Here is a 16909-nt window from a genome sequence, read left to right as displayed (position 1 = left end):
ACTCCCGTTCTGCCGGCGGATGTCCAGTGTAGGCACACGGTTGTGCGATACCTGTCCGCGCGGACGCGCCTTGCCGCTGTACCTACTGGTATGTACAGTCCTGATCATGGACACCTCGGAACGCCTCATCGAGAGCACCCGCGCCCTGCTCTGGGAGCGCGGCTATGTGGGCACCAGCCCCAAGGCCATCCAGCAGCGGGCCGGGGCCGGGCAGGGCAGCATGTACCACCACTTCAGCGGGAAGCCCGACCTCGCCCTCGCCGCCATCCGCAGGACGGCCGAGGAGATGCGCGCCCTGGCCGAGCGGCAGTTCGCCGGGCCCGGGACGGTCCTGGAGCGGATCTCCGGCTATCTGCTGCGCGAACGCGAGGTGCTCAAGGGCTGCCCGGTGGGCCGGCTCACCCAGGATCCGGACGTCGTCGCCGACCCGGACCTGCGGCGGCCGGTGGACGAGACCTTCGCCTGGCTCCGCGACCGGCTCGCCGGCCTCCTCGCGGAGGGACGCGAGAGCGGCGAACTGGACGCGGCCCTCGAACCCGCCGCCACCGCGTCCACCATCGTCGCCGTCCTCCAGGGCGGCTACGTCCTGGCCCGTGCCGCCGACTCCGACGAACCGTTCCGGGAGGCGGTGCGGGGTGTGCTCGGGCTGTTGGGGGCGCATGCCCGGTGAGCACGCAGGGCTCGTGCACCGATTTCCTGCTCAAGCGATCAGAAAGAGCGAACCCGTGTACGCGATGCAGTACGAGATCACCCTCCCCGCCGACTACGACATGGGCGTCATCCGCCACCGCGTGGCCACCCGCGGTCACGCCCTCGACGATCGGGCCGGGCTCGGGCTCAAGGCGTACCTGATCCGCGAACGCGGCCGCGGCGGCTCGCCGGTCAACCAGTACGCGCCCTTCTACCTCTGGAGGGACGGCGGGGCGATGGCGGAGTTCCTCGTCGGAGGCGGGGGATTTCAGGGCATCGTCGCCGACTTCGGTCGGCCCGCCGTCCGGCAGTGGACGGGCATCGCCTGCCACCCCGGGCCGGCCCGGGGTGCCGTTCCCCGCGCCGCGTCGCGCCGGGTCGGCCCGCTGCCCGTCGCCGAGGATCCGGGCGCGCTCGCCGCTCTGGTGGCCGAGGAGGCCGCCCGGCTCGCCGAGACCGCCGGACGTGAGGGTGTGCACACGGCGGCGCTCGCCTTCGATCCGTGCCGCTGGGAGCTGATGCGGTTCGTGCTGTGGGAGCACGAGGTGCCGGAAGGGGGCGACGGTGTGACCGAGCGGTACGAGGTGGGGCATCTGTCGGCGCCTTGCCTGGACGATGTCGCCGTCGGGCGGCAGTGGTGATCCCGCGGGAATGCGGCCGGTAGGGCGCTGCGCTGCACCCGTCATGCGTATGGGAGACATGGTGCGGCGCACCGGGGTCGGCGAACGGCTGCTGCGGTACTACGAGGAGCAGGGGCTGCTGACGCCTGCGCGGTTGCCGAGTGGATACCGCGTGTACTCCGAGGCCGATGTCGTCACCGTCCGGCGGATACGGGGGTTGCTCGCGGCGGGGCTCACCACCGCGGTGATCGCCAGGGTGCTGCCCTGCGTCGATGGTGATGGTGCGCATATGGTGCCGGTCTGTCCGGATCTCGTCGCCGAGTTGCGGGGGGAGCGGGCGCGGATCACCTCGGCGATCGACGAGTTGCGGGGTGCGCGGGATGTCCTGGACGCGGTGATCGCGGCCGGGCCGCGGGGGTAGGGAGCCCCGGCCCCACCCCTTCACCGTTTCCTGGGGCTGCGCCGCAGACCCCGAAACCGCGCTCCGCGCGGTTGTCCTCACATTCCCCCAGAGGGGGCGCCCCCAACAGGCTGGGTGTGCGGCTCAGTACCACGACCCCAACGCCCTCGGCAGTCCCCCTATCTCCTCCAAGTCCTTCTCCGACAGCCGCAGTTCCGCCGCCCCCGCGTTCTCCACCACCCACCGCGCCTTCTTCGTCCCCGGTATCGGTATCACGTGCCGCCCCTGGGCCAGCACCCACGCCAGGGCGACCTGTGCCGCCGTCGCGCCGTGGCGGTCGGCGACGCGGCGGAGGCCGGCGACTATGGGCTGGTTGGCGGCCATCATCTCGGCGGTGAAGCGGGGGTGCCGGGCCCGGATGTCCTCGGGTTCGAAGCCCTGGCCGGGGGTGAGGGTGCCGCTGAGGAAGCCGTTGCCCAGGGGCATCGCGGCGAGGAGGCCCACGCCGCGGGAGGCGCACCAGGGGGCGAGGGCGTCGAGCGCTTCCCGGGACCAGACCGACAGTTCGGCCTGGACGCAGCTCACGGGGAAGACCTGCTGGACGCGTTCCAGTTGCCGGATCGTGCCGTCGTACAGGCCCCCGGAGAAACGGCGGCGGGTGCGTGCGCCTATGGCGCACCAGCCCAGGGCGCGTACCTTTCCCGCCGCGACGAGGTCGGCCATCGCGCCCCAGGTCTCCTCGACGGGGACTTCGGGGTCGGGCCGGTGGAGCTGGTAGAGGTCGATGACGTCGGTCTGGAGGCGTCGCAGCGAGGCGTCGCAGGCGCGTTTCACGTAGCCGGGGCGCCCGTTGGCGACGATGTGCTGTTCGCCGACGAGCAGGCCGCACTTGGTCGACACGAACGCCTCGGAGCGTCGCTCGCGCAACACCCGTCCTACGAGCAGCTCGTTGGTGAACGGGCCGTACATGTCGGCCGTGTCGAGCAGGCTGGCACCGGCGTCCAGGGCGGCGTGCACGGTGCGGAGCGCGGTCTCGCCGCTCTGCTGGGAGGCGGTGTAGGCCCAGTGCATGGGCATGCAGCCGAGGCCGATCGCCCCCACTTCGAGCGCCGTGGCACCGATTGTCCTGCGCTCCACCGGCCGTATCCCTCCCGTTCCCTCCTGATCGGCGCGCGTCCAACTTAACCTTTGGCGCCCGTCCGTCCGTCAGCGGGCCGCCGCGCGTCGTCGCATAACCTCGCGGCATGAGCGCAGATCACAGCGGTGCACCCGCGGCCACGGCCCGCCCCCTGGCCTGGCTGCCGTTCCGTCCCGAGGAGATCGGGGGGCTGCCCGACGGGCTGGAGTACGCGTACTGGGACGGCGGCGGCGACTACCCGACCGACCCGGCCCGGGTCGCCTTCTACGGGGTCCCCTACGAGATCGACGGCAGGCTGGCCCCGGCCGAGGTGTGCCTCCGCCCGCTGCCCCTGATGCGCGGCGTGCGCGTCGTCCAGGCCCTGACGGCCGGTGTCGACCACCTCAAGTCCGCGCTGCCGCTGCTGCCCCCGGGCGCGGTGCTCTGCAACGCGCGCGGGCTGCACGACGCCAGCACCGCCGAACTGGCCCTGGCCCTGACCCTGGCCTCCCTCCGGGACATCCCCGGCTTCGTCCGGGCGCAGGACGCGGGGGAGTGGCGGCAGGGCTTCCGTCCGGCGCTCGCCGACAAGGCGGTCCTCATTGTGGGTTACGGCTCGATCGGACGTGCCATCGAGGACCGGCTTGCTCCCTTCGAGTGTGCGCGGGTGACGCGCGTCGCGCGCTCACCGCGCCACACGGAGCGCGGTCCCGTGCACCCGGTCACCGCCCTCCCGGACCTCCTGCCGGACGCCGACGTGGTGATCGTCGTGACGCCGCTCACCGACGAGACCCGGGGGCTCTTCGACGCCGGCCTGCTGGCCCGCATGAAGGACGGGGCGCTGCTCGTCAACGTGGCGCGCGGGGCCGTCGTGGACACCGGGGCGCTGGTCGCCGAGCTGGAGAGCGGCCGGCTGCGCGCCGCGCTGGACGTCACGGACCCCGAGCCACTGCCCCCGGGCCACCCCTTGTGGAGCGCCCCCGGCGCGCTGATCACTCCGCACGTGGGCGGCCCCTCCTCGGCCTTCCGGCCCCGCGCGGAGGCGTTGCTCCGCGGCCAACTGGCCGGATTCGTCCTGGACGAGCCTCTGCGAAACGTCGTAGCCACTGCGCTCTGAAGCCACGTACAGATACCGTCTGGCTGCACTGCGTATCCATAATCCCGTAGCTAGTTACGCTATGTATATGAGCTATGTCCCTGAGTGACCAGTCTGGTGTATCGTCCGGATCGGGGGCTGCGCCGGGCACCGTACGGGCGCAGCGAAGTACCGCACTCAAGGGGGGCGACGGGCGATGCACGGCCAATGGACGATCAACCCGACGCGGCTCACGCACCAGCGGCTCACGCGGCAGCGGTCCACGTCGTCGGCGGGGCCGGCGGCGCTCCGGGCCCCGCTCGGGACGGCGGAGCGGTGACCGCGCAGGGAGCCGCCCTGCCCCGGCACGCCGCCCCCGCCGGGGGGCCGGGCGGCCGGCCCCCCGGGGCCTCGGGCGTGGTGTCGCAGCTGCTGCTCGCCCTCGTCTGCGGCGGATACGCCACGGGGGCGGCGTTCGGCTGGGGTTCCCCCGATCTCGCCAAGACCATGGGCGACTTCGGGCTCAGCGGGGCGGCGGTTCTCGCCGCCGTCTCCTGCTTCTGGTACGCGCGCACCCGTACCACCCGCTTCCGTCCCGCGTGGCTGCTCTTCGCGGTCTCCTCGGGCATGGCGGGCTTCGGGAACGCGGTCTGGGGCTGGTACGAGGTCGTGCTGAGGGAGCGCGTCCCCACCACCTCGCCCGCCGACTTCGCGTTCCTCCTGTTCGCGCCGCCCGCCATCATCGGCCTGCTGGTGCTGGCCCGCCGCCCGGTCACCCGGGCCGGCTGGGTCTGCCTGGCGCTCGACTCCTGGCTGATCGGCGGCTCGCTGCTGACGCTCTCCTGGAGCCTGGCCCTCGCCCACACGGCGCACTTCGCCGACGAGACGGTGGCGCACGCCGCGCTGTCCCTGGCGTACCCGCTGCTGGACATCGTGCTGGTCTCCATGGTGCTGGCGCTGCACTTCCGGCGCTCCTCCGCCAACCGGTCCGCCGTCAACACCGCGATCGCCGCGCTCGCCCTGACGGTGCTGTGCGACGCCCTGTTCACCTCACCGCTGCTGCGCGAGAACTACCGCTCCGGCCAGATCCTCGACGCCGGCTGGTTCGCGGGCTACATGCTGATGGCCTACGCCCCCTGGGTGACCCGGCAGCAGGAGAGCGCGTCCGGCGCGGCGAGCCGCCAGGCCCAGGTCCAGCCGTCGTCCGGCCGGCCCATCGCCGGCTCCCTCGCGGCCCTCACGCCGTACCTCGCGGCGGCCGTCTGCACCCTGGGCATCCTCTACAACGTCCTGGACGGCCACCACGTCGACCGGGTCGTGCTCTTCACCGGCTGCACGGTCGTCCTGGCCCTCGTCGTCCGGCAGGGCATCATGCTGCTCGACAACATCTCCCTCACCCAGGAACTGGCCCAGACGGAGAACCACTTCCGCTCCCTGGTGCAGGGCTCCAGCGACGTCATCATGATCGCCGCGCCGACCGGCGTCCTGCGCTACGTCAGCCCCGCCGCCGCCGGCGTCTACGGGCGCGCGGCGGAGGACCTGGTCGGCTCCGAGCTCGCCTCCCTGATCCACCCCGAGGACCTGGGCCGGGTCGTCCACGAGGTGCGCCGCTTCCTCGCGGCGCCGCCCGCCGACGAGCCGACCACCCGGATCGAGTGCCGCTTCCGCTCCGGCGACGGCGACTGGCTGAACGTCGAGTCCACCGTCAAGCGGCACCACGGCGGCCTCATCTTCAACAGCCGTGACGTGACGGAACGGGTGCGACTCCAGGCGCAGTTGCAGCACACCGCCGAGCACGACCCGCTCACCGACCTGCCCAACCGCTCGCTGTTCACCAAGCGCGTCCAGCAGGCCCTGGCCGGCCGGAGAATGACCGACCCCGGCACGGCCGTGCTCTTCATCGACCTCGACGGCTTCAAGGCCGTCAACGACACCGTCGGCCACCAGGCCGGGGACGAGCTGCTCGTGCAGGCCGCCCGCCGGCTCCAGGAGTCCGTCCGCGCCGGCGACAGCACCGCCCGGTTCGGCGGTGACGAGTTCGCCGCGCTGATCCTCGGCGACGGCACCCGCGACCCGTCGGCCCGCGAGTACCGCATCCTGGAGATCGCCGACCGGCTGCGGCTCACCCTCTCCGAGCCCTACGTGGTGGAGGGCGGCACCGAGGTCCGGGTGGCCGCCAGCATCGGCGTCGCCTTCGCCGAGCCCGGCATCACCCCCGGCACCCTGATGCGCAACGCCGACCTGGCCATGTACCGGGCCAAGCAGGCCGGCAAGGGCCGCGTCGAGCTGTACGAGCCCCGCCTCCAGGCCGAGGTCGTCCGCCGCGCCGAGCGCACCACCCGGTGGCGCACCGCCCTGCACGACGGCGAGTTCGCGCTGCTCCACCAGCCCGTGGTGGAGCTCTCCACCGGGCGCGTCACCGCCGTCGCCGCCCAGGCCCGCTGGCGCTCCCCGCAGGGCATCCTGTTCCCGCCGGAGGAGTTCCTGCCCGGCACCGACCCGGACCGCGGCGACGAGAGCGGGCGCACCGCCGAACTCGGCCGCTGGACGCTGGAGAAGGCCCTCGAACAGGCCGAGCGGCGGCGGGCCGCGGGCCACGCGGTGCCGGTGTACGTCCGGCTGTCCGCCGCCCGCCTGGTCGACCGGGCGCTGCCGGCCAAGCACTTCGAGTCCCTGCTCCTCCGGCACGGCATGCCCGCCGGTGGGCTGGTGCTGGAGCTCACCGGCGTCGACTCCCGCGTCCCGCTGGACGAGCTGGAGCGGCGGCTCGCCTCGCTGCGCCGGTTCGGGGTGCGCATCGCCCTGGACGGCTTCGGCAGCGGCCACGCGGCGATGAGCGCCCTGCGGCGGCTCCCCGTCGACGTCCTCCGGCTCGACCGGGACCTCGTCGACGGTGTGGCCGATTCCGTACGGCTGCGCAAGATCACGGCTGGGCTGCTGAGGATCGCCGGCGACCTCGGGACGCAGTCCGTCGCCGAGGGCGTGGACGACGCCGAACAGGCCCGCGTGCTGCGCGCCATGGGCTGCACCCACGCCCAGGGCCTGGCGTTCTCCGGGCCGCTCGACGAACACCGGCTGCGCCAGGCGCTCGCCCGCGGTTCCTTCCCGGTCCCCGGCGGACCCCTGGACGGCGACGGCGGCCCCGCCCCGGGCGGCCCGCTGCCGTCGCCCGCGAACAGGCTGCCGGGCGGCGGAAAACGCGTGCTCCTCGGCGGGCCGGTGCCCGTCAACGTGCTGTTGCCGTCCGCACTTCGGGCCGGGGGCGCGGGGGCCCTGGCCCATGCTCCATTGCGCTCAAATAGTGAGACGCCCATCCCACCCACTTGACACCTCGCCCGTGACAGGGGGAGGGTCGGTCCCATGCGCACCCGAATTCTCGTACTTGGACAGCGCGTCGGCTGAAGCAGGCCGCGGTTCCCCGCCTGCTGACCCACACCGGCGCGCTCCCCTCGCTTGCCTTACGGCACGAGGGGTTTTTTGTTGCACCGATACCTCCACCGAGACTCCACCGTCCGACGGGACCGCGACGAAGCGGTTCCCCAGCAGCAGCCGACAGCGGCCCCACCGGGTCCGCCACCGGCTCCTAGCCGTCCGAAGCAGTCCGAAGCAGACCCAAGCGGTCCACGGGCCGATGCGGCCGCATCCGTCGCATCAGTCCCTCGAAGCGTCCGTCCAGCAGCCGTCCAGCAGTACGAATCTCCGAGAAGAGAAGGTCGATGTCCGAGCAGGCCACCGGAGTCCCCCATCCGCAGCCGCGCACCCGAGGCGGCGCGGCCCAGCAGCAGCCCGCCATCGTCGAGCCCGGCGTCACGGGCGCGCAGTCGCTCATCCGCTCGCTGGAGGAGGTGGGCGCCGACACCGTGTTCGGCATCCCCGGCGGCGCGATCCTCCCGGCCTACGACCCGATGATGGACTCCACGAAGGTGCGGCACATCCTCGTCCGCCACGAGCAGGGCGCCGGGCACGCCGCCACCGGGTACGCGCAGGCCACCGGCCGGGTCGGCGTCTGCATGGCGACCTCGGGGCCGGGCGCCACCAACCTGGTCACCCCCATCGCCGACGCCCACATGGACTCCGTCCCGCTGGTGGCCATCACCGGCCAGGTCTCGTCCAAGTCGATCGGCACGGACGCCTTCCAGGAGGCGGACATCTGCGGCATCACCATGCCGATCACCAAGCACAACTGGCTGGTCACCGATCCCGCCGAAATCCCGCGGACCATCGCCGAGGCGTTCCACGTCGCGTCCACCGGCCGCCCCGGCCCGGTCCTGGTCGACATCGCCAAGGACGCCCTCCAGGCGCGCACCACCTTCGTCTGGCCGCCCCACACCGACCTGCCCGGCTACCGGCCCGTCACCAAGCCGCACGCCAAACAGATCCGCGAGGCCGCCAAGCTGATCACCCAGGCGAAGCGGCCGGTGCTGTACGTCGGCGGCGGGGTCCTCAAGGCCCGGGCGACCGCCGAGCTCAAGGTCTTCGCCGAGCTCACCGGCGCCCCCGTCACCACCACCCTGATGGCGCTCGGCGCCTTCCCCGACAGCCACCCGCAGCACGTCGGCATGCCCGGCATGCACGGCTCGGTCGCCGCCGTCACCGCCCTGCAGAAGACCGACCTGATCATCGCGCTGGGCGCCCGCTTCGACGACCGCGTCACCGGGCGGCTCGACTCCTTCGCGCCGTACGCCAAGGTCGTCCACGCGGACATCGACCCCGCCGAGATCGGCAAGAACCGCGCCGCGGACGTCCCCATCGTCGGCGACGCCCGCGAGGTCCTTGCCGACCTGATCGTCGCCGTCCAGGCCGAGCACTCCGCGGGCCACGTCGGCGACCACACCGCCTGGTGGACCGACATCAACCGGTGGCGCGACGCGTACCCGCTGGGCTACGACCGCCCCGAGGACGGCAGCCTCTCCCCGCAGCAGGTCATCCAGCGCATCGGACAGCTCGCCCCGGAGGACACCGTCTACACGGCGGGCGTCGGCCAGCACCAGATGTGGGCCGCCCACTTCATCGCCTACGAGCGGCCCGCCACCTGGCTCAACTCCGGCGGCGCGGGCACCATGGGCTACGCCGTCCCGGCCGCCATGGGCGCCAAGGTCGGCATGCCCGACCGCACGGTCTGGGCGATCGACGGCGACGGCTGCTTCCAGATGACCAACCAGGAACTGGTCACCTGCGCCCTCAACAACGTCCCGATCAAGGTCGCCGTCATCAACAACGGCTCCCTGGGCATGGTCCGCCAGTGGCAGGCCCTGTTCTACAACGAGCGCTACTCCAACACCGTGCTGCACTCCGGCCCCGAGGCCGACGGCAAACAGCCCTGCTCCGGCACCCGCGTCCCGGACTTCGTCAAGCTCGCCGAGGCCATGGGCTGCGTCGGTCTGCGCTGTGAGGACCCGGCCCAGCTGGACGCCGTCATCGAGCAGGCCAACGCGATCAACGACCGGCCCGTGGTCGTGGACTTCATCGTCCACCAGGACGCCATGGTCTGGCCGATGGTCGAGGCCGGCACCTCCAACGACCGGATCCTCGCCGCCCGCGGGGTCCGCCCCGACTTCGGCGACGTCGTCGACGACTGACACCAGGAGAGAGAAGACCGACCATGACCAAGCACACGCTCTCCGTCCTGGTGGAGAACACCCCCGGCATCCTGGCCCGGATCGCCGCCCTGTTCTCCCGCCGCGGCTTCAACATCGACTCGCTCGCCGTCGGCGTCACCGAGCACCCGGACATCTCCCGCGTCACCATCGTCGTCAACGTCGAGTCGCTGCCGCTGGAGCAGGTCACCAAGCAGCTCAACAAGCTCGTCAACGTGCTGAAGATCGTCGAGCTGGAGGACTCGGGGGCCGTCAAACGGCAGCTCGTCCTGGTGAAGGTCCGCGCCGACAACGAGACCCGCTCCCAGATCACCGAGATCGTCCAACTGTTCCGCGCCAAGACGGTCGACGTCTCCCCGGAGGCCATCACCGTCGAGGCCACCGGCGGCAGCGACAAGCTCAACGCCATGCTCAAGATGCTGGAGCCGTTCGGCATCAAGGAGCTCGTGCAGTCCGGCACCATCGCCATCGGCCGCGGCGCCCGCTCGATCACCGACCGCAGCCTGCGCGCCCTGGACCGCTCGGCCTGATCCCCTTCGTCCCTCCCGCCGGCGGTCCCGGATTCCGGGACCCGGCGACATCCCGCCTCCCCGCCGTCATACGGTGGGACGCAACACCTCGCATTCAAGGAGAAACCACACGTGGCTGCCGAGCTGTTCTACGACAACGACGCCGACCTGTCCATCATCCAGCGCCGCAAGGTCGCGGTCCTCGGCTACGGCAGCCAGGGCCACGCCCACGCGCTGTCGCTGCGTGACTCGGGCGTCGACGTCCGCGTGGGCCTGCACGAGGGCTCCAAGTCCCGGCAGAAGGCCGAGGAGCAGGGCCTCCGCGTGGTCACCCCCGCCGAGGCGGCGGCCGAGGCCGACGTCATCATGATCCTCGTCCCGGACCCGATCCAGGCCGAGGTCTACGAGCAGTCGGTCAAGGAGCACCTGAAGGACGGCGACGCGCTGTTCTTCGGCCACGGCTTCAACATCCGCTTCGGCTTCATCAAGCCCCCGGCCGGTGTCGACGTCTGCCTGGTCGCCCCCAAGGGCCCCGGCCACCTGGTGCGCCGTCAGTACGAGGAGGGCCGCGGCGTCCCGTGCATCGCGGCCGTCGAGCAGGACGCCTCCGGCACGGCCTTCGAGCTCGCCCTCTCCTACGCCAAGGCCATCGGCGGCACCCGCGCCGGCGTCATCAAGACCACCTTCACCGAGGAGACCGAGACCGACCTCTTCGGCGAGCAGGCCGTGCTCTGCGGCGGCGCCTCCGCCCTGGTCAAGGCGGGCTTCGAGACCCTCGTCGAGGCCGGCTACCAGCCCGAGATCGCGTACTTCGAGTGCCTCCACGAGCTGAAGCTGATCGTGGACCTGATGTACGAGGGCGGCCTGGAGAAGATGCGCTGGTCCGTCTCCGAGACCGCCGAGTGGGGCGACTACGTCACCGGCCCGCGCATCGTCACCGACCAGACGCGCGCCGAGATGAAGAAGGTCCTCGCGGAGATCCAGGACGGCACCTTCGCCGAGAACTGGATGAAGGAGTACAAGTCCGGCCTGCCGAAGTACAACGAGTACAAGAAGGCGGACGAGGACCACCTGCTCGCCACCACCGGCCAGAAGCTGCGCAAGCTGATGAGCTGGGTCGACGACGAGGCGTGATCTCCCGTGCCGGTGGGGCCGCTTCCGTGCGGCCCCACCGGACCCTCCCATGCCCGGTTGTCCATGGTGGCCGGTCCCGCCGGGTGATCCTTGCGGAACGGAGCAGAACGCCCGCCCGTCCGCCGATACACTTCACCGCAACAAAGCGCGTCAGGCTCACAGCGTCGTGCGTCTCCAACGCGGCTGCGCCCCTTCACCGCCTGCGGCCGTCGGGACGGCCGTCATTCCCCCGTGCCCCCCACGGCACGTCCGGGAAACCCATGGACCAGTGAGGACTGAGGACCCCGTGAGCACTGCTTCGACCCGCAAACCCGTCGTACTCATCGCCGAGGAACTCTCGCCCGCCACCGTGGACGCGCTCGGCCCGGACTTCGAGATCCGGCATTGCGACGGCGCCGACCGAGCCGACCTGCTGGCCTCCATCGTGGACGTCGACGCCGTCCTCGTACGCTCCGCCACGAAGATCGACGCCGAGGCGGTCGCCACCGCCAAGCGGCTGCGGGTCGTCGCCCGCGCCGGCGTCGGCCTCGACAACGTGGACGTCTCCGCCGCCACCAAGGCCGGCGTGATGGTCGTCAACGCCCCCACCTCCAACATCGTCACCGCCGCCGAGCTCGCCTGCGGCCTCCTCATCGCCACCGCCCGCAACATCCCGCAGGCCAACGCGGCCCTGAAGAACGGCGAATGGCAGCGGTCCAAGTACACCGGTGTCGAGCTGTCCGAGAAGACGCTCGGCGTGGTGGGCCTCGGCCGCATCGGCGTGCTCGTCGCCCAGCGGATGGCCGCCTTCGGCATGAAGGTCGTCGCCTACGACCCCTACGTCCAGCCCGCCCGCGCCGCCCAGATGGGCGTCCGCCTCTGCACCCTCGACGAGCTGCTGGAGACGGCCGACTTCATCACCGTCCACCTGCCCAAGACCCCCGAGACGCTCGGCCTGATCGGCGACGAGGCGCTCCGCAAGGTCAAGCCGTCGGTGCGCATCGTCAACGCCGCGCGCGGCGGCATCGTCGACGAGACCGCGCTCGCCGCGGCGTTGAAGGAGGGCCGGGTCGCCGGCGCCGGCCTGGACGTCTACGCGTCCGAGCCGTGCACCGACTCGCCCCTCTTCGAGTTCGACAGCGTCGTCGCCACCCCGCACCTGGGCGCCTCCACCGGCGAGGCCCAGGAGAAGGCGGGCATCTCCGTAGCCAAGTCGGTGCGGCTGGCCCTCGCCGGTGAACTGGTGCCGGACGCCGTGAACGTGCAGGGCGGCGTCATCGCCGAGGACGTCAAGCCGGCGCTGCCGCTCGCCGAGAAGCTGGGCCGCATCTTCACGGCCCTGGCCGGCGAGGTCGCCGTCCGCCTCGACGTCGAGGTCTACGGCGAGCTCACCCAGCACGACGTCAAGGTCCTCGAACTCTCCGCCCTCAAGGGCGTCTTCGAGGACATCGTCGACGAGACCGTCTCCTACGTGAACGCCCCCCTCTTCGCCCAGGAGCGCGGCGTCGAGGTCCGCCTCACCACGGCCTCCGAGTCCCCGGAACACCGCAACGTCGTCACCGTCCGCGGCACCCTCTCCGGCGGCGACGAGGTCTCCATCTCCGGCACCCTCGCCGGCCCCAAGCACCTCCAGAAGATCGTCGCCGTCGGCGAGAAGGACATCGACCTCGCCCTCGCCGACCACATGGCCTTCCTCCGCTACGTCGACCGCCCCGGCGTGGTCGGCACCATCGGCCGCATCCTCGGCGAGGCGGGCATCAACATCGCCGGCATGCAGGTGTCGCGGGCGACGGAGGGCGGCGAGGCGCTGGTCGCCCTCACGGTCGACGAGTCGATCCCGCTGCCGGTGCTCGCGGAGATCGCCGACGAGATCGGCGCGGCGTCGGCGCGGGCGGTGAACCTGACGGACTGACGTCCGGGGGATGTTGCCCCGGTCCCGCCCCTTCGCCGCTCGTCCTCAGTCGCCGGACGGGCTGATCCAGCCCGTCCGGCGCCTGAGGACAGCGCGCGCAGCGCGCTTTGGGGGTGCGGGGGCGCAGCCCCCGCAAGAAACGGTGAAAGGGCGGGCCCGGGGACACCCCCCGACACCCGCCCCCCACGGCTCACCGCCCGGCGGCGACCGGCACTTCCGCCGGCACTTCCGCCGGCACCTCCGCCGGCACCTCCGCCGGCTCCTCGGCCGGAGCGGCCGGGGCCGCGGCGCGTCCCCGCAGCAGCCGCACCGACATCACCGCCCCGGCGAGGAGGACCACCGCCGCGCCCACCGCGGCCACGTGCATCCCGTGCACGAACCCGTCCCGGGCGACCGAGAGCACCGCCTCCCCGGACCGTCCCGGCAGCCGCCCCGCGACCGCCGCCGCGCCGGTCAGCGTCTCGCGGACCGTGTCGAGTTCGCCGTGCGGGAGGGCGGGGGACAGGGAGTCCGAGACGTCCCGCCGGTAGACGGCCATGCCGATGGTGCCGAACACGGCCATGCCCAAGGCTCCGCCGAACTCCTGGCCGGTCTCCAGGAGGGCGGCGGCCGAGCCGGCCTTCTCCGGGGGTGTGGCGCCGAGGGCGAGGTCGGAGACGAGGGCGGCGACGGTGACGATGCCGCAGGCGATGACCGCGCAGGAGATCAGGGTGAGGGTCAGGGAGGACGCGTCGGTGCCGAGCAGGAGGGCGAAGCCGGCCGCGGTGATGACGAAGCCGGTGGCGATCACGTAGGCCCGGTCCACGCGCTGGGCGGCGACGGTGGCCAGCGGGCCGGCCGCGCCCACGGCGAGGGACGGGAGCGTGCCCCAGAGCGCCGCCTCCAGCGGGCCCTTGCCCAGGACCGACTGGAGGTACTGGGTGGTGAAGTACGAGGAGCCCATCATCGCGAACATCGCGAGGGTGTTGAGGCCGATGCCCGCCCCGAAGGCGCGGTCGCGGAACAGTTCACGGCTGATCATCGCGGACCGCCCGCCGCGCTGCCGCCGGACGAAGGCCACGCCGAGCGCCAGGCCGGCGAGCAGGCAGAGCAGCCGGGGGACGCTGAAGCCGTCGGCCGCCATCTCCTTGATGCCGTAGATCGTCGGCAGCACGGCGCCCATCGACAGCACCACGCTCGGCAGGTCGAAGCGTCCGGGGCGCGGGTCCTTGAACTCCGGGACCAGGAGCGGCGCGCAGACCAGCAGCAGCACCATCGCGGGCACGTTCAGCAGGAAGACCGAGCCCCACCAGAAGTGCTTGAGCATCACTCCGCCCAGTACCGAGCCGAGCGCGATGCCGCCGGCCATGGCCGCGGACCAGATGCCGACCGCCTTGGCGCGCTGCGCGTCGTCGCGGAACATGTTGCGCACCAGCCCCATCGTGCTCGGCATCAGCGTCGCGCCGCCGATCCCCAGCATGAACCGCGCCGCGATCAGCATCTCCGCGCTCTGCGCGTAGGCGGCGGCCACGGAGGCCGTGCCGAAGGCGGCGGCGCCCAGCAACAGGAGCTTGCGGCGGCCGATCCGGTCGCCCAGCGAACCCATCGTCATCAGCAGCCCGGCCAGGGCGAACGCGTAGCTGTCGAAGATCCAGAGCTGCTGGGTGCTGCTCGCGCCCAGGTCCCGGGTGATGGCCGGGACGGCGAAGAAGAGGACCGACGTGTCCATCGAGACCAGGAGGAGGGGCAGCAGGAGGACGGTGAACGCCGTCCACTCCCTGCGCCCGGCACGCGGCGTGCTGGGGTTCATCATGGGCAGGACTATACGAATGTCTTAAACGGCTGTCTATGACGTCCGTATAAGACGCTCGTCCATGACAGGCGTATGAGAGGCGGTTACGCTTCCGGTATGGGACACCGCGAAGACCTGCTGGAGGGCGCCAAGCGCTGCCTGCTCGACAAGGGCTGGGTACGCACCACCGCGCGCGACATCGTGGCCGCCTCCGGCGCCAACCTGGCCTCGATCGGCTATCACTACGGCTCGAAGGACGCGCTGATGATGGCCGCGTTCATCCAGCTCACGGAGGAGTGGGGGGAGCGGGTGGGCCGGGCGCTGGCCGCCGGCGCGCGGCCCGATGTCTCGCATGACGAGCGGATGGCGGCCTGCTGGGACTCGCTGCTCGACGGGTTCGCGAACGACCGCGCCTTCTGGGCCGCCCAGTTCGAGATGGTCGGCCAGCTCCCCAACCGCCCCGAGCTGCGGGAGCAGATGGCGGCGGTGCTGCCGAACGGCCGTGAGGGCTTGGTGGCGATCTTCGAGGGCGTCGAGGACGACCGGGTGCCCCCGGTCGCGTCCCGCACCGTCGGCTCCGTCATCCACGCCCTGTTCATCGGGGTGTGGGTGCAGTGGCTGATCGACCCGGCGGCCGCGCCGCGCGGAGCGGACATCGTCGAGGGGATGCGGCGCATCGTCGAGGGGCGGGTGCTCGACCCGGGCGAGGTGTAGCCGTACGGGTATCGGGGGTGCCGGGGGTCGGATAGCGGTCCCGCGTGGCCGGATTCCGGTCACGCCCCATGGACGGGTGCGGAACCCTCCGCTCTAATGGTTGCCCAAGGATACCAGTCCGCTTGCCGGAGGTCGTTCATGACCGAGACCGCGCAACCCCCGCTGTCCGCCACCGACTTCACCCCGTCCGCCGTCCCGGAAGCCGCGACCCGGCCCTGGCCGCAGGACCGCGCCTGTCCGTACCATCCGCCCGCCGGCCACCTCCCGGCCCCCGAGGACCGCCCGCTCTCCCGGGTGACGCTCTTCGACGGCCGGGAGGTCTGGTTCGTGGCCGGACACGCCGAGGTCCGGGAACTGCTCCGCGACCGCCGCCTCTCCGCCGACCGGCAGCACCCGGACTTCCCGGTCACCATGCCGCGTTTCGCCGAACAGGCCATCCGGCCCCTCCCCCTGCTGGGCGCCGACGACCCCCTCCACAACCGCCAGCGCCGGACCCTCATCCCGGGCTTCGGCCTCCAGCGGATCACGGCCCTCCGCCCCGCGATCCAGCAGGTCGTGGACGACCTCCTCGACCGCATGCTCGCCGCCGGCCCGGAGGCCGACCTCGTCACCGCGTTCGCCCTCCCCGTCCCGTCCACGGTGATCTGCTCGCTGCTCGGTGTCCCCTACGACGACCACGAGTTCTTCGAGACCCGCTCGCGGCGGCTGCTGGTCGCGAAGACCGCGGCGGAAGCCGGTGAGTGCCGTGAGGAGTTACGGGCGTACTTCCGCCGGCTGCTCGACCGCAAGCGCGCGGCGCCGGGCGACGGCCTCCTCGACACCCTCCTCGCGGACCCCTCCGGCACCCTGGACCGCGAGGAACTCGTCTCCATGGCGCTGCTGCTGCTGATCGCCGGCCACGAGACGACGTCCAACATGATCTCCCTCGGCACCTACACCCTGCTCCGCCACCCGGAGCAACTGGCCGCGCTGCGCGCCGATCCGGAGCTGATGCGGGGCGCGGTCGAGGAGCTGCTGCGCTACCTCTCGATCGCCGACTCGCTGGTACGGGTGGCCGTGGCGGACGTCGAGGTGGCCGGGGAGACGATCCGGGCGGGGGAGGGCGTGCTGCTCGCCACCCCGGAGGCCAACCGCGACCCGGCCTCCTACGCCGACCCCGACACCCTCGACGTGCGCCGCTCCGCCCGCCACCACGTGGCGTTCGGCTACGGGATCCACCAGTGCCTGGGCCAGAACCTGGCCCGCGCGGAGCTCGAAATCGCCTTCTCGTCACTGTTCGCCCGTATCCCCACGCTGCGGCTGGCCGTTGCCCCCGATGAGGTGTCCGTCAAACCCGGCGGCACCGTGCAAGGACTGTTCGCCCTCCCGGTCACCTGGTGACCGCAGAACGG

13 protein-coding genes are annotated in these 16909 nt (G+C 72.2%); 11 read left to right on the top strand and 2 right to left on the bottom strand.

Going from position 1 to position 16909, the window contains the following annotated elements:
* The first annotated feature begins 106 nt into the window (after window positions 1-106).
* From ACH4PU_RS00895 to ACH4PU_RS00885, 3 genes are read left to right on the top strand one after another with little or no spacing between them, the layout of a single operon-like run.
* Window positions 107-670, top strand: coding sequence for a TetR/AcrR family transcriptional regulator (locus tag ACH4PU_RS00895; protein ID WP_398264211.1), 564 nt, complete (start codon window positions 107-109; stop codon window positions 668-670).
* A gap of 55 nt (window positions 671-725) precedes the next feature.
* Window positions 726-1331 carry a DUF4865 family protein gene (locus ACH4PU_RS00890; RefSeq protein ID WP_398264209.1) on the top strand — a complete coding sequence of 202 codons (606 nt, stop codon included), beginning with the start codon at window positions 726-728 and terminating at the stop codon, window positions 1329-1331.
* Window positions 1332-1374: 43 nt separating this feature from the next.
* Entirely contained in the window at window positions 1375-1731 is a 357-nt protein-coding gene (locus tag ACH4PU_RS00885) for a MerR family transcriptional regulator (RefSeq protein WP_398264207.1), read from the top strand.
* A 123-nt stretch (window positions 1732-1854) separates the two neighbouring features.
* Here the strand turns inward: ACH4PU_RS00885 and ACH4PU_RS00880 are convergent, their stop codons facing one another.
* Window positions 1855-2847 carry an aldo/keto reductase gene (locus tag ACH4PU_RS00880; protein ID WP_398264205.1) on the bottom strand — a complete coding sequence of 331 codons (993 nt, stop codon included), beginning with the start codon at window positions 2845-2847 and terminating at the stop codon, window positions 1855-1857.
* Between the two features lie 107 nt (window positions 2848-2954).
* Here ACH4PU_RS00880 and ACH4PU_RS00875 point away from each other — a divergent pair, with 107 nt between their 5' ends.
* From ACH4PU_RS00875 to serA, 6 genes are all read left to right on the top strand, one after another.
* A complete protein-coding gene (locus ACH4PU_RS00875; RefSeq protein WP_398264203.1) occupies window positions 2955-3944 on the top strand; it encodes a 2-hydroxyacid dehydrogenase in 990 nt (329 codons plus the stop codon).
* Window positions 3945-4238: 294 nt separating this feature from the next.
* Window positions 4239-7229: a putative bifunctional diguanylate cyclase/phosphodiesterase gene (locus tag ACH4PU_RS00870; protein ID WP_398264201.1), complete on the top strand. Its 2991-nt coding sequence runs from the start codon at window positions 4239-4241 to the stop codon at window positions 7227-7229.
* A gap of 389 nt (window positions 7230-7618) precedes the next feature.
* Window positions 7619-9481: an acetolactate synthase large subunit gene (locus tag ACH4PU_RS00865; RefSeq protein ID WP_398264199.1), complete on the top strand. Its 1863-nt coding sequence runs from the start codon at window positions 7619-7621 to the stop codon at window positions 9479-9481.
* A 23-nt stretch (window positions 9482-9504) separates the two neighbouring features.
* Window positions 9505-10029 (top strand): acetolactate synthase small subunit, encoded by a 525-nt coding sequence (gene ilvN, locus ACH4PU_RS00860; protein ID WP_398264197.1) that lies wholly within the window; start codon window positions 9505-9507, stop codon window positions 10027-10029.
* Window positions 10030-10140: 111 nt separating this feature from the next.
* Complete coding sequence (ilvC, locus tag ACH4PU_RS00855; RefSeq protein ID WP_398264195.1) at window positions 10141-11142, top strand: ketol-acid reductoisomerase; 1002 nt, start codon at window positions 10141-10143, stop codon at window positions 11140-11142.
* A 286-nt stretch (window positions 11143-11428) separates the two neighbouring features.
* Entirely contained in the window at window positions 11429-13033 is a 1605-nt protein-coding gene (serA, locus tag ACH4PU_RS00850; protein ID WP_398264193.1) for a phosphoglycerate dehydrogenase, read from the top strand.
* Window positions 13034-13223: 190 nt separating this feature from the next.
* Here the strand turns inward: serA and ACH4PU_RS00845 are convergent, their stop codons facing one another.
* The gene (locus ACH4PU_RS00845; RefSeq protein ID WP_398264191.1) at window positions 13224-14825 is read right to left on the bottom strand and encodes an MFS transporter; all 1602 of its coding nucleotides are present in this window, start codon (window positions 14823-14825) and stop codon (window positions 13224-13226) included.
* Window positions 14826-14921: 96 nt separating this feature from the next.
* Between ACH4PU_RS00845 and ACH4PU_RS00840 the strand changes: the two genes are divergently transcribed.
* Complete coding sequence (locus tag ACH4PU_RS00840; protein WP_398264189.1) at window positions 14922-15518, top strand: TetR/AcrR family transcriptional regulator; 597 nt, start codon at window positions 14922-14924, stop codon at window positions 15516-15518.
* A 138-nt stretch (window positions 15519-15656) separates the two neighbouring features.
* Complete coding sequence (locus ACH4PU_RS00835) at window positions 15657-16898, top strand: cytochrome P450 (RefSeq protein WP_398264187.1); 1242 nt, start codon at window positions 15657-15659, stop codon at window positions 16896-16898.
* Window positions 16899-16909: the final 11 nt, after the last annotated feature.

This window comes from Streptomyces sp. NPDC021100 (assembly GCF_044333095.1).
Classification (GTDB): domain Bacteria; phylum Actinomycetota; class Actinomycetes; order Streptomycetales; family Streptomycetaceae; genus Streptomyces.
The sequence above is the reverse complement of the archived record's forward strand: the minus strand, read 5'-3'. Positions and strand labels throughout refer to the sequence as shown.